Source organism: Pseudomonas sp. P7758 (assembly GCF_013386485.1).
Taxonomy (GTDB): Bacteria; Pseudomonadota; Gammaproteobacteria; order Pseudomonadales; family Pseudomonadaceae; genus Aquipseudomonas.
In genome coordinates this window covers 1-11,942 of sequence record NZ_JACARS010000054.1, presented here as the reverse complement: position 1 = coordinate 11,942, position 11,942 = coordinate 1, and the positions used below count along the sequence as shown (strand labels likewise).

General features: G+C 59.9%; 14 protein-coding genes and 1 tRNA gene. 9 read left to right on the top strand and 6 right to left on the bottom strand.

All coding sequences use genetic code 11. The features are described from left to right. Positions 1 to 98: 98 nt before the first annotated feature. Both HX873_RS11695 and recQ read right to left on the bottom strand, forming a co-directional pair. Entirely contained in the window at positions 99 to 533 is a 435-nt protein-coding gene (locus HX873_RS11695) for a MarR family transcriptional regulator (RefSeq protein WP_004371158.1), read from the bottom strand. 121 nt (positions 534 to 654) lie between these two features. Next, positions 655 to 2,781 (bottom strand): DNA helicase RecQ, encoded by a 2,127-nt coding sequence (recQ, locus tag HX873_RS11690; RefSeq protein WP_004371161.1) that lies wholly within the window; start codon positions 2,779 to 2,781, stop codon positions 655 to 657. Positions 2,782 to 3,057: 276 nt separating this feature from the next. On the opposite strand from recQ, the gene HX873_RS11685 reads away from it, so the two are divergent. Continuing rightward, complete coding sequence (locus tag HX873_RS11685) at positions 3,058 to 3,645, top strand: YecA family protein (RefSeq protein WP_004371163.1); 588 nt, start codon at positions 3,058 to 3,060, stop codon at positions 3,643 to 3,645. Positions 3,646 to 3,665: 20 nt separating this feature from the next. Then, positions 3,666 to 4,058 carry a YbaN family protein gene (locus HX873_RS11680; RefSeq protein WP_177122702.1) on the top strand — a complete coding sequence of 131 codons (393 nt, stop codon included), beginning with the start codon at positions 3,666 to 3,668 and terminating at the stop codon, positions 4,056 to 4,058. Between the two features lie 117 nt (positions 4,059 to 4,175). Here HX873_RS11680 and HX873_RS11675 read toward each other — a convergent pair whose 3' ends face one another. Both HX873_RS11675 and HX873_RS11670 read right to left on the bottom strand, forming a co-directional pair. Then, on the bottom strand, positions 4,176 to 4,862 hold the full coding sequence (locus HX873_RS11675; protein WP_004371166.1) for an HAD-IA family hydrolase: 687 nt from the start codon (positions 4,860 to 4,862) through the stop codon (positions 4,176 to 4,178). A gap of 104 nt (positions 4,863 to 4,966) precedes the next feature. Continuing rightward, positions 4,967 to 5,815, bottom strand: coding sequence for an oxidoreductase (locus HX873_RS11670; protein WP_087692746.1), 849 nt, complete (start codon positions 5,813 to 5,815; stop codon positions 4,967 to 4,969). A gap of 97 nt (positions 5,816 to 5,912) precedes the next feature. On the opposite strand from HX873_RS11670, the gene HX873_RS11665 reads away from it, so the two are divergent. After that, entirely contained in the window at positions 5,913 to 6,809 is an 897-nt protein-coding gene (locus tag HX873_RS11665) for a LysR family transcriptional regulator (protein WP_004371170.1), read from the top strand. Between the two features lie 24 nt (positions 6,810 to 6,833). Next, on the top strand, positions 6,834 to 7,190 hold the full coding sequence (locus HX873_RS11660; protein WP_177008389.1) for a DUF2784 domain-containing protein: 357 nt from the start codon (positions 6,834 to 6,836) through the stop codon (positions 7,188 to 7,190). Here the strand turns inward: HX873_RS11660 and HX873_RS11655 are convergent. Further along, positions 7,177 to 8,145, bottom strand: coding sequence for an SDR family oxidoreductase (locus HX873_RS11655; protein ID WP_177122701.1), 969 nt, complete (start codon positions 8,143 to 8,145; stop codon positions 7,177 to 7,179). The genes HX873_RS11660 and HX873_RS11655 overlap by 14 nt on opposite strands. Positions 8,146 to 8,241: 96 nt before the next feature. Here HX873_RS11655 and HX873_RS11650 point away from each other — a divergent pair, with 96 nt between their 5' ends. The 5 genes from HX873_RS11650 (at position 8,242) to HX873_RS11630 (ending at position 11,461) form a co-directional block, all read left to right on the top strand. Then, on the top strand, positions 8,242 to 9,126 hold the full coding sequence (locus HX873_RS11650) for a LysR family transcriptional regulator (protein WP_177122700.1): 885 nt from the start codon (positions 8,242 to 8,244) through the stop codon (positions 9,124 to 9,126). 54 nt (positions 9,127 to 9,180) lie between these two features. After that, complete coding sequence (locus HX873_RS11645; protein WP_008434886.1) at positions 9,181 to 9,759, top strand: DUF4337 domain-containing protein; 579 nt, start codon at positions 9,181 to 9,183, stop codon at positions 9,757 to 9,759. Positions 9,760 to 9,827: 68 nt separating this feature from the next. Then, positions 9,828 to 10,490, top strand: coding sequence for a M24 family metallopeptidase (locus HX873_RS11640; protein WP_177122699.1), 663 nt, complete (start codon positions 9,828 to 9,830; stop codon positions 10,488 to 10,490). A gap of 18 nt (positions 10,491 to 10,508) precedes the next feature. Further along, entirely contained in the window at positions 10,509 to 10,862 is a 354-nt protein-coding gene (locus tag HX873_RS11635) for a gamma-glutamylcyclotransferase family protein (RefSeq protein ID WP_177122698.1), read from the top strand. Between the two features lie 329 nt (positions 10,863 to 11,191). Continuing rightward, positions 11,192 to 11,461 (top strand): hypothetical protein, encoded by a 270-nt coding sequence (locus HX873_RS11630; RefSeq protein WP_004371186.1) that lies wholly within the window; start codon positions 11,192 to 11,194, stop codon positions 11,459 to 11,461. 103 nt (positions 11,462 to 11,564) lie between these two features. Here the strand turns inward: HX873_RS11630 and HX873_RS11625 are convergent. Next, positions 11,565 to 11,654 (bottom strand) — tRNA-Ser (locus tag HX873_RS11625). Positions 11,655 to 11,942 lie beyond the last annotated feature (288 nt).

Genomic DNA, 11,942 nt, shown 5'->3' with positions numbered 1-11,942 from the left:
TCGCGAAGGCGGTGTGTCAGTCAGCACATGTATTCACTGACACTCCGCCTTCGCGAGCAAGCCCGCTCCCACATTTTTGATCTTCTGTGTACTTGGGATCAGGACTTCTCGAGATTTCCGAGGATGTGTTCATGCACCCGCATGCACACCCGCAGATCCTCTTCATCGACACCCACAAACAGCTCATGGCGCAAGGCCGTGGCGATGGTCTCGATCTGCTCGATCAGCGGCTTCGCGGTGTCGCACAGCACAATGCGCTTGGCGCGGCGGTCTTCCACCACGGCCTGGCGTTGCACCAGGCCCTGGCTTTCCAGGCTGTCGAGCAAACGGGCCAAGGTGGGCCCCTCTACCCCGACACTCTGCGCCAGCTCACGCTGGGTAGGCGGTTCGGTAAAACGGGCCAGGTGCAGCAGCACCAGCCAGCGTGCCTGGGACAGTCCCAAACCTGCCAAGCGGCGATCCAGCTCGGCACGCCATCCTCGGGACATATGCGCCAACTGCATGCCAAAACGGTGTTGATCGGTTAACGGCATAAAAAACTCATGGATTAGACTGAAAATAAAGTGTGGCTAATTATTAGTCAGCTAAGCATGACCCATGCCAGTAGGCAAGACCCGGTATGTACTGATTCGTTACATTGTCGTAATTGGCACATCAAATCTCGAATTCCGACTGCAAAGCGGCCCTTACGCAGTACAAAACGCCCTCGGGAACGCGGCCGGTAAACAGCGGCGCAATCTCGGAAACGGGTGGCAATTCGCCTTCTCCATCCAGGAATGCATCCTGGATTTCACCGAGCAAATCTTCCGGCAGATCAAGGGCCTGCTCCAACGACAACTGCTGCTTGCCAATGGACTCGGCGAGCAAGGTGTAGACGTTCTTTTCCGAGCACTGCAGCTGCCCGGCAATCTGGATCGGGGTCATGCCGGCACGGGCGAGGCTGATCAACTCGTGGCGGATGTCGGCGACCTCTTTCGGCGCCTCGACCTGGCCGCCGAGCACTTCGAGGAAGGCCTGGCCATAACGCTCCAGCTTGCGCGCACCGACGCCGCTGACCCTGGCCATCTCGCCGAGGGTAGTGGGATGGTCGCGGAGCATTTCCAGCAAGGTGGAGTCCGGGAAGATGACGTAAGGCGGCACGCTGTGTTCCTGCGCCAACTTCTTACGCAGCGCGCGCAGGGCTTCCCACTGTTCGCGCTCTTCGAAACGCACCAGTTGGCTGGCCTGGCTGGTGCTGCTCTTGGCGGTGGTTTGCGGCTTGAGGTCGCGGCGCAGCTCCAGGCTGACTTCGCCCTTGAGCAGCGGCCGGCAACTGTCGTTCAGGCGCAGGCCGCCGTAGCCTTCCAGGTCGATGTCCACCAGGCCACGGGCGACCATCTGCCGGAACAGCGAGCGCCACTCGCCTTCGGCGCGGGCCTTGCCCACACCGTAGACCGAGAGTTTTTCGTGGCCGAAGCTGCGAATCTTTTCATTGTCCTTGCCCAGCAACACGTCCACCAGGTGGCCGACGCCATAGCGCTGACCGGTGCGGTAGATCGCCGACAACGCCTGGCGCGCCGGCTCGGTGGCGTCCCAGGTCTGCACGCCGTCCACGCAGTTGTCGCAGTGGCCGCAGGGCTTGGGCATGTCTTCGTCGAAGTAGGCGAGCAAGGTCTGGCGACGGCAGCGGGTTTCTTCACACAGCGACAGCATCGCGTCGAGCTTGTGCTGTTCCAGGCGCTTGTGGCGCTCGTCGCCTTCGGAGTTCTGCAGCATCTGCTTGAGCATCACCACGTCTTGCAGGCCGTAGACCATCCAGGCATCCGCCGGCAGGCCGTCACGGCCGGCACGCCCGGTTTCCTGGTAGTACGCCTCAAGGGATTTGGGCAAATCCATGTGGGCCACGAAGCGCACGTTGGATTTGTCGATGCCCATGCCGAACGCGATGGTGGCGACCATGATCAGGCCTTCCTCGTTGAGGAAGCGCTTCTGGTGGTAGGCCCGCAGTTCGTTGGGCAAACCCGCGTGATACGGCAGTGCCGGGTAGCCTTGTTCACTGAGGAATGCGGCGACCTCATCGACCTTCTTGCGCGACAGGCAATAGACAATGCCGGCGTCGCTGCGCCGATCGGAGAGGAACGCCAGCAACTGCTTGCGCGGCTGTTCCTTGGGCACAATGCGGTAAAAGATATTCGGCCGGTCGAAGCTCGAGAGGAAGCGCTCGGCGTTCTGCAGGTGCAGGCGCTCGACGATTTCTTCGCGGGTCCGCTTGTCGGCGGTGGCGGTCAGGGCGATGCGCGGGACGTTGGGGAACAGTTCCGCCAGTTGGCCCAGTTGCAGGTATTCACGACGGAAATCGTGGCCCCATTGGGACACACAGTGGGCTTCGTCGATAGCGAACAGGGCGATTTCCAGGCTCTGCAGGAACGCCAGCATCCGTGGCTGCACCAGGCGCTCGGGGGCGAGGTAAAGCATCTTCACTTCGCCGCGCTTGATCCGGGCGGCGAGGTCACGCTGCTGTTCGGCGCTGAGGGTGGAGTTCAGCGAAGCGGCCGCCACGCCGAGCTCTTCAAGGGTGGCCACCTGGTCGTCCATCAGGGCGATCAACGGCGACACCACCACCGCAAGCCCTTCCCGCAGGAGTGCCGGTACCTGGAAGCACAGCGACTTGCCGCCGCCGGTAGGCATCAGCACCAGGGCATCGCCGCCGTTGGCCACGCGCTCAATGATCGCACCCTGGCGGCCACGAAAACTGTCGTAGCCGAAGATGTCCTTGAGGACGCGTTGAGCCTGCTCGAGCATGAAAAACTCCAAATATCGCCGAAATCCCTCTGTACAGGCTGGTCGAAAAAGCACGCTTGAGCGGGAAATAATCCGTAAGCGAACTTTTCCCGCGACTGGCGCTTGGCCTGCAGGGGCATCACAAAACGCGGCAGTATACCCGAGCGTTACCCGGCAAAGGGTGCCGTTGGTGAATTGCCGCCGGGCTCAAATACCTCTCAAATCTGTGCTGCGGCTGGCCTGGCAGCTCAAGAAAGCCTAGAATTGCCCATCGTTTATTCCCAAGGTAGTCCGTCAATGTCCTTCGCTGAGCAACTAACCCGCCTGCAAGCCTTCCTCGATGCCGATGAGCTGCACGACGAGGCGCTGGACTACGTGGCCGCCCACGGCTATCTGACCGCGCTGTCGATCTGCTCCGATGTCGTTCCCGACCGTGAATGGATCGACGCCCTGTTCTCCGAAGAGCCTCACTACAGTGATGCCGCCCAGCGCGAAGAAATCGAATCGACCCTGCTGGCCCTCAAGGCTCACATTGGCCGCCAACTGGCTTCCGATGAAGAGTTCGAACTGCCTTGCGACCTGGACCTGGGCGAAGATCCGGACGACTCCGAACTGCGCGGCTGGTGCATCGGTTTCATGGAAGGCGTGTTCCTGCGTGAAGAGGCCTGGTTCGAAACGGCTGAAGAAGAAGTCAGCGAAATGCTGCTGCCGATCATGGTCGGTTCCGGCCTGTTCGACGAGCAACCTGAGTTCTCCGACATCGCCGCCGACGCCAACCTGATGGACGACATGATCGTTCAGATCCCGGAAGCGCTGACCGCCCTGTACCTGCTGTGCAACGCACCTGACGAAAAGCCGGCGATCCTCAAGCCTCGCCACCACTAAGACCGTTGCCCGTGGCGCCCATGGGCAACCGTTCCGTGATCCTGCGTTACGTTCTGCTGGCCATCGGCTGGTTGAGCGTGGCGCTCGGGGTAATCGGCATCTTCCTGCCGGTGCTGCCCACTACCCCCTTCCTTCTGCTGGCTGCCGCCTGCTTTGCCCGTAGCTCCCCGCGCTTCTACCGCTGGCTGGTGGAACACCCGCGCCTGGGGCCGTGGATTCGTGACTATCTGGATGGCAACGGGATTCCGCTCAAGGGCAAGGTGTATGCCATTGGGTTGATGTGGGTGAGTATCGGGTTTTCCTGCTACCTGGTGCCGCTGATCTGGGCGCGAGGGTTCATGCTGACCAGTGCGGTGTTGGTGACGGTTTATATTTTGCGGCAGAAGACATTGGCCAAGGCACCGCAGGACTAAATGTGGGAGCGGGCTTGCTCGCGAATACGGTGGATCAGTCAGCACATGTATCGGCTGACACACCGTATTCGCGAGCAAGCCCGCTCCCACATTTTTAATCCAGTCGCTTCAGAGGGATCAACGCATCGGCGGCAAGCCATACGCCGCCAAATCAAAGTCAGCCAACTTGCGAATAATCTGGTCAGCATGGTGATACTTGCTGTCCGCCATCGCCTCATCCGGCACCGCAATCGCGGTCATGTGCGCAGCCTTGGCCGCCGTCACGCCAAACGGCGAATCCTCAAACACCAGGCAATCCTCCGGTGCCACACCCAAGCGGCGCGCCGCCGTCAGGAAGATATCCGGCGCCGGCTTGGCCGCCCCGACTTCCGGGTCATCCGCCGTGACGATGGTGTCGAACAACCCAAACCACTCACGGTGCAACGTGGTCTTGTGGCCAAACGAATTGCGCGACGAACTGGTGCCCACAGCAATCGGAATGTTATGCGCCTTCAAGTGCCGCACCAGCGCCTCAGCGCCCGGCATGCCCAAGGCCTTGGGGAAACGCTCGCTCATCAGCGGCTCGCGGATCACCAGGAATTCTGCGGGGGTAATCGGCAGGTCCAGCGCCTTGACCACGTAATCCGCCAGGTCCTGGGCGCCGCGACCAATGATGTGCTGCTTGATCCCCCAGTCATAGGTACGGCCATAGCGTTCGGCGATGATCTGTGTGACTTCGGTGTAGATGCCTTCTGTGTCCAGCAACAACCCGTCCATATCGAAAATGACAGCCTTGATCGGGACAGCGGTACGCGGTGCATTCATCACTACAGATCCGTGGGCAAAAGGACTAAAAGGATTCAGCACAATAACGGCCAGCGTTACCTGCAAGCAACCGTTACGGCCTTGTGCCGAATCCAGTCAGTGCTTCACTCGGGAAAATCCGCCCCCTCAGTTACCTCAGCCCACGCATCAAAATCCGCACTCAGCGCCTTCACCTTGGTCCGCGCAAAGGTCAACGCAGCCTTGCCCAGCAACAGGCGCAATGGCGGTTGCTCAGCCTCCACCGCCTTGACGATGGCAATCGCCGCGCGCACCGGATCACCCGGCTGCTTGCCGCTGTAGTTGCGAACCATATTGGCCCGTGCCACCGCCGTTTCCTTGTAGTCGGCAATCCCGTGAGCCGCCTCGTTGGCCGAACGCCCGGCCCAGTCGGTGCGGAACGGGCCCGGCTCGACCAGCAACACCTTGATCCCCAACGGCGCGACTTCCTGGGACAGCGCCTCGGAAAGGCCCTCCACCGCAAACTTGGTCGCATTGTAGAAACTCAGCGACGGGAACGCCGCCACACCGCCCACCGAGGAAATGTTCACGATGCTGCCCGAGCGCCGGGCGCGCATGCCGGGCAAGGCCGCGCGGGTCATGGCGCTCAAGCCCCACACGTTGATTTCGAACATGTTGCGCACGTCATCCAGGTCGCTTTCTTCGAAGGAGCCGAAGTAGCCGACACCGGCGTTGTTGACCAGTACGTCGATATGGCCGAAACGTTCTTCAGCCGCTTTGACAGCCGCCTCGACCTGGGCCTGGTCGGTAACGTCCAGCGTCAGGACCAGGGCGTTTTCTTCGTGACCGGCAACGATGTCTTGCACCTGCTGCGGATTACGCGCGGTGACCACGGTCGGGTAGCCGAGGCTCAGGGTGTGCAACGCCAGCTGGCGGCCGAAACCGGTGGAGCAGCCAGTGATGAACCAGACGGGTTTTGCGGTGGAAGTCGTCATAAAGGGCCAATCCTCGTGTGTGTAGGAAAAGTATGCGCGCCGCTGTTCTTGCTAAAAAGATGCATAATCTGCAAGGCCCTTTCGGAAATACCACACAATGGACACGCCCGATTTTCAGCAGTTGCGACTGTTCCTGCAGGTCGCCCGCTCGAAAAGCTTCACCCAGGCGGCCGACGCCAGCAGCCTGTCGGTGTCGACCGTCAGCCATCGCGTGCGCGCCCTCGAGAAACAGTTGGGTGTGCAACTGCTCAACCGCACCACCCGCAGCGTCAGCGTGACCGAGGCCGGCGAGCAGTTGATCCAGAAGATCACGCCGCTGCTGGAAGAACTGCAAACCAGCCTGCACAGCGTAGCAGCGGCGACGGTCGACGCCGCCGGCACCTTGCGCCTGAACATTCCCTCCACCGCCAGCCGAATGGTCCTGCAACCGTTGCTCCAGCGCTTCCTGCGCAAATACCCGGGCATCAATCTGGAAGTGGCGGTGGACAACAGCCTGGTGGACATCGTCGCCCAGGGTTTTGACGCGGGCATCCGCTACGACCATGTGCTGGCCGAAGACATGGTGGTGGTGCCGGTGGCGACGCAGTTGCGATTCGTCATCGTCGCCACGCCGCAGTATTTGCAGGGGCGCAAACTGCCCACTCATCCCCACGACTTGCTCGAGCATGAGTGCGTCAACTACCGCAGTGCGCAGACCGGCTCGCTGCACCGCTGGGACTTTGAAAAAGCCGGCAAGCAGATGCGGGTTACGGTAAAAGGCCGGCTGGCGACCAACGATGTTGAATTGATGGTGCGCGGTGCGCTGGACGGGTTTGGCTTTGCCTACGTGGCGCGCTCCAGCGTCGAGCAGTACCTGCAACGCGGTGAGTTGGTGGAGGTTTTGGACGACTGGATTGCCCACAGCGCGCTGTATTTGTATTACTTCAACCGTACGAACACGCCGAAGAAATTGCGGGTGTTTATCGAGTTCCTGAAGGAAGAATTCGGGACCTGATCCATTCAAAAAGCGAACCCCATCATGCTCTACCGCTTCGCCGCCGACGGCCTGGTGCTGTTTCATTTGTCGTTCATTCTGTTCGTGCTGTTTGGCGGTTTGCTCGCCCTCAAATGGCGACCGGTCATGTGGCTGCATTTGCCTGCCGCCGCGTGGGGCGTTGCCGTTGAAGTGTTCCATCTGCCCTGCCCGCTGACCCGCTGGGAAAATCTGTTTCGTCATTTGGCCGGGCAGGACGGATATGGCGGCGGCTTTATCGAGCATTACATCCTGACCCTGATCTACCCGGCCGGGCTGACGCCGCAGATTCAATTGGGGCTGGGCGCGCTGGTGCTGTTGATCAATATCGCGGTGTATGTACGGCTGATCAGGCGCGCTTAGGCAAGCAGCCGTTACCCACCAATGTCGCCTCAACCGCCTCGTCCAAAGGCGTGTGCGGTTCGCTGCCCAATATCTGTACGAGACGGCCGTTATCCATGCGCACCTCGGTTTGCCACAGGTAACGCATTTCCTGCATCTCGCGGAAGGTGGTGACAAAGGGCGCGGCCAGTTTCAGCAGCCACCACGGGAAAGCACGTACAGAAGGCTGTTGGCCGGTCCTGCGTGACACCACCCGCTGAATCGCCTGGCTCATCTGCCGACCATCGGCATCTATGTGCCCCGCCATATGAAAACGGGCGAAGGCATCAAGGCTGTCGCGGCGTGCAATCAACTCGACCATGGTTCTCGCCACGTCAGGCAGGTAAGCCCACTGATGCCCCACGCCTGGCGCTCCCGGATAACTCACGCTGGTCACCGGTTTTGCGGGTTTGACCAGGCCTTGGGAAAACCAGCTGCTGCCGGCCTTGGCGCCGAAAAAATCGCCTGCCCGCACGATCAGCGCTCGTGCGCCCTGCTGGGTCGCCTCAAGCAAACGCTGCTCCATCTCTACACGGATCGAGCCCTTGCGGGTAAGTGGATGCTGCGGCGAATCTTCCTCCAACCGCGCAAAGGCATCAGGCCCGAAGTTGTACACCGTGCCCGGCAAGACAATCGTCGCCCCTTCAGCGACTGCCGCCGCGATGCTGTTGTCGATCATCGGCAGCACCAGCTCCGCCCAGCGCTGGTAACCGGGCGGATTCACCGCATGCACGATCACCGAACAACCCCGGGCCGCTGCGACGACTTCCCCACGGTTCAGCGCATCACCTTTTATCCAGGTGAAATCGGCGTTCTGTTTGTGGGCCTTATCCACATCCCTCGTCAGGGCACATACCTGCCAGCCGGCAGCGAACAACTGCCGCGCCACCTCGCCACCAATCCCGCCTGTCGCGCCCAATACCAGAACCTTGTTCATGCTTTTTCCCCTGAGGGTTGTGTGATGGGGCGATTCTGTTCGCCGGCGAGCTATAGAGGAATTGCCGAAGATCATCCAGACGCTATACATTTATGCATGGCATCAAATATTGGTTGGGAGCTTTACCGGTCGTTCCTCGGGGTACTCAAGGAAGGATCGTTGTCGGGGGCCGCACGGCAGCTCGGCATCACGCAGCCCACGGTCGGGCGGCACATCGCTGCGCTGGAAAAATCCCTCAACGTGGTGCTGTTCACCCGCTCCGCCAGCGGCCTATTGCCCACGGCGGTCGCCCTCACCCTGCGCACCCATGCCGAAACCATGGAAACCACGGCTGCCGCCCTCGAGCGCGCCGCCTCTCCACAAGGCCCGGAAGTACGCGGCGTGGTACGGGTATCTGCCAGCGAGGTGATCGGCGTGGAAGTCCTGCCGCCGATCATCACCCGCCTGCGCCAACAGCACCCGCACCTCAGGGTCGAACTGGTGCTGAGCAATCGCCTGCTGGACCTGCTGCAACTGGAGGCCGACATCGCTGTGCGAATGGTCCGACCCAGCCAGGAACAACTTCTGGCGAAAAGGATCGGCGTTATCGAAGTCGGCCTGCATGCGCGCAACGACTACCTGCAACAACATGGCACACCCCAGAGCCTGAATGATCTCTCAGCTCATTCAGTCATCGGCTACGACCAGGAAAGCGCCTTCATCCGCAGCCTGGCCGTCAAAGGCTTCGAGCGCAGCGCCTTTTCCCTCAGCAGCGACAGCGACCTCGCACAACTGGCCCTGATCCGCGCTGGCGCCGGCATCGGTGGCTGCCAGGTCAAACTGGCCCGGCAAGACGCCCGCCTGAGCCGGGTCCTGCCCGACGCATTCGCCCTGCAACTGGACACCTGGGTCACCATGCACGAAGACCTGCGCAACAGCCCGCGCTGCCGCGTCACCTTTGACGCCCTGGTGGCCGGTTTGCAGCATTACGTACAGGATTGAGACAGCTTCGCTGGTGAAGAATCAGAGTCCCTCAAACCCTTCATAGACGCCCCCATGTCCGAAGCCTTCGAAGTCCCCAGCCCCCACGAAAAACACGTCGAACACGCCACCGAACATGCCCACCGCAGCGGAGACAATTTCGCCAGCCGCATCGCCGTGATGACCGCCATCATGGCCACCGTCGGCGCCATGCTCAGCTACCAGGCCGGCTCCACCGAAAGCGAAGCGGCGATGGACAAAAACAACGCCGCCATCTTCAAGACCGAAGCCGCCAACCAGTGGAACTACTACCAGGCCAAATCCAGCCGGCAGAACCTTGCGGAGCTGGCGACGCATATTCCGGGGGTTGATGCCAAGCACTACACCGACGAGATCGAGCGTTATAAAACCCAGAAGGAAGACGTGCGCAAACAAGCCGAAAAGCTCGAAGCCACCTCGAAGGAATGGGATGAAAAGTCAGAACAGGCGCTGCATCAGCATCACCGCTGGGCACAGGCGATGACCGCGATTCAGATCGCGATTTCATTGGCTGCGATCACATTGCTGACAAGGAAGGAATGGTTGAAGCGCATGGCGTATACCGCCGGTGGTGTGAGTGTGGTGTTGGGTGGGATGGCGTGGTTGCATATTTAGGTTCCATCCTGCCATCGCTATATAGTAAAACGCATAACGCCTGACACTATAAAGCCGAGGAAAAGCCGGTGACCGCACAATCATCCAAGGAAGCTGTGGGCGTCGCCTACAGCATCGAGTCAATGCGCTACGCACAGGCCATGACCTGGCGCGCCATCGAAGCGCTGTCCAAACTCATCCGCCCCGGCATGCTCGAATCCGAAGCCCGCGAACTCGGCAAAAAAGTCCTCGCCGACCTCGACATGCAGCGCATCTGGCACCCCCTGCTGGTGCGCTTTGGCGCCAACACCCTCAAGACCTTCAAGGAACGCTCCGACGGCGACCCGGTGCTGGGGGAAAACGACATCTACTTCATCGACATGGGCGCCGTGTGGCAAGGCCATGAAGGTGATGCGGGGGCGACGTTCAGCACCGGCAACAACCCAGAGATGGCCGCATGTGCGAGCGCGGCAAAAGCGCTGTTTGATCGGGTTGAGCGGCGCTGGAGGAACGACAAAGTCGTCGGCCTGGAGCTGTATCGTTTTGCCGAAGAGCAAGCGAAGGAAATGGGTTGGGTGCTGAACCTGGACATCAAAGGGCACCGTGTCAGCGATTTCCCCCATGCGATTTATCGTGGAGGTGATCTTGGGGACTTTGACCAGTATCCCAATGAAGGGCTGTGGATTCTGGAGATACAGATCGCGCACCCGAGCGGGGCTTATGGTGCGTTTTACGAAGATTTGCTGGCTTAACTTTTTCAAGGAATAAAGATGGAACGCTCGACCGAATTTCCCGTGCTGTTGTTTTCCTACGGTACGTTGCAGGACAAGGCAGTGCAGCTGGCCAACTTTGGGCGGGAGTTGGTGGGTCAGCAGGATGCGATGCTGGGGTATTCAAAAAGCTGGGTGGAGATTACCGATCCTGAGGTATTGGCGGCCAGCGGCAAGACCCATCATCCGATTGTTTCGCCGAGCGAGCGGAATGAGGACAGTGTTGAAGGGATGGTGTTTCAGATTACCGAGCAGGAACTGGCGGCGGCGGATGCGTATGAAGTGTCGGACTATAAGCGGGTTTCGGTGGGGTTGGCTTCGGGGTTGACGGCTTGGGTGTATGTGCAGGCTTGAGGGCGTGCAGTTGGTCAGTCGGAGTGATTTCCTACAGATCAATCGGAAGGCATGCCCTGCCGGGTTTGTGAGGTGGGGCATATAGTTCGCCGGTCGCTCTCATAGCGACTCGGGTTTGGCGACTCGACTACAAATTGGCAGAGGCCTCCCGGCTAAGTTTGCGGGATGCCCCTACGCGCAATAAGCTGCTCGATGGTAGCTGTGCGTGGGAGACCTTCGGGTCTGCCGGTTTTCCAATTTGTCCGGTTCGCCAACCTGCGTACAGCTGCCACCCTTTTGTTTGGTAACGAATGTGTGGCAGCTCTCCTTAAGCAAGCGGAGATTCACGCATGAACCAATACATGGCCCTCACCAGCAACGATTGCGAGACACCTGCCCTTTTTGTAGATACCACTGCGCCGCTGGACGTTTTGCTGGACGCTGCTGGGTATCGAATTCGTGCTGTTACTCAAGTTCTTGAAAATCTGGCACTGCGTGCGGAAATCAGCAGCGATACGGTTGTGCTTAGCGATTTTTCGCTGCTGTGTTCAATTCCATTGCGCGATGGTTGTGATTTGCTGGATGTTATTGGGCGACGTATGGCTACGCAGTGTTCCTAAACCCATTGGCTTAATTTTCCCTGGCACAACCACCTATTCAAACCCCAGAAACCACAAAACCCCTGGCTTCTCTCGAAACCAGGGGTTTTGTTTACATCGAATTTGGCGGTGAAGGAGAGATTCGAACTCTCGATACAATTTCTTGTATACACACTTTCCAGGCGTGCTCCTTAAGCCACTCGGACACTTCACCGTATCTCGTCAAACTGATTCAGTCTGTCGAGGCGCGCTAATGTAGTCGAAAGCTTTTCCGATGGCAAAGGTTTTTTTCAGAATTTTCATGCGCTTAGGCGGTTATGCCGTTCCAGCCCTCTGTGGCGCCATGCACACCACGGCAATTCTGCCATTCTCGGGCACTCGCGGCGCTTGTCTATAGTAGCTGCTGCGCCTTGCCGAAGGCCGCCTGCGGGTGGGCATGGGGGAAAAGTCTGACTGGGTAGTCAGTCATGGCGCTTTACCAGGGCGGGCGCGGTGGGTAACG

What these genes read in the sequence shown, in the direction of transcription:
- HX873_RS11695 (WP_004371158.1), bottom strand. Translation starts at nt 533, where the DNA reads ATGCCGTTAACCGATCAACACCGTTTTGGCATGCAGTTGGCGCATATG.
- recQ (WP_004371161.1), bottom strand. Translation starts at nt 2,781, where the DNA reads ATGCTCGAGCAGGCTCAACGCGTCCTCAAGGACATCTTCGGCTACGAC.
- HX873_RS11685 (WP_004371163.1), top strand. Translation starts at nt 3,058, where the DNA reads ATGTCCTTCGCTGAGCAACTAACCCGCCTGCAAGCCTTCCTCGATGCC.
- HX873_RS11680 (WP_177122702.1), top strand. Translation starts at nt 3,666, where the DNA reads ATGGGCAACCGTTCCGTGATCCTGCGTTACGTTCTGCTGGCCATCGGC.
- HX873_RS11675 (WP_004371166.1), bottom strand. Translation starts at nt 4,862, where the DNA reads ATGAATGCACCGCGTACCGCTGTCCCGATCAAGGCTGTCATTTTCGAT.
- HX873_RS11670 (WP_087692746.1), bottom strand. Translation starts at nt 5,815, where the DNA reads ATGACGACTTCCACCGCAAAACCCGTCTGGTTCATCACTGGCTGCTCC.
- HX873_RS11665 (WP_004371170.1), top strand. Translation starts at nt 5,913, where the DNA reads ATGGACACGCCCGATTTTCAGCAGTTGCGACTGTTCCTGCAGGTCGCC.
- HX873_RS11660 (WP_177008389.1), top strand. Translation starts at nt 6,834, where the DNA reads ATGCTCTACCGCTTCGCCGCCGACGGCCTGGTGCTGTTTCATTTGTCG.
- HX873_RS11655 (WP_177122701.1), bottom strand. Translation starts at nt 8,145, where the DNA reads ATGAACAAGGTTCTGGTATTGGGCGCGACAGGCGGGATTGGTGGCGAG.
- HX873_RS11650 (WP_177122700.1), top strand. Translation starts at nt 8,242, where the DNA reads ATGGCATCAAATATTGGTTGGGAGCTTTACCGGTCGTTCCTCGGGGTA.
- HX873_RS11645 (WP_008434886.1), top strand. Translation starts at nt 9,181, where the DNA reads ATGTCCGAAGCCTTCGAAGTCCCCAGCCCCCACGAAAAACACGTCGAA.
- HX873_RS11635 (WP_177122698.1), top strand. Translation starts at nt 10,509, where the DNA reads ATGGAACGCTCGACCGAATTTCCCGTGCTGTTGTTTTCCTACGGTACG.
- HX873_RS11630 (WP_004371186.1), top strand. Translation starts at nt 11,192, where the DNA reads ATGAACCAATACATGGCCCTCACCAGCAACGATTGCGAGACACCTGCC.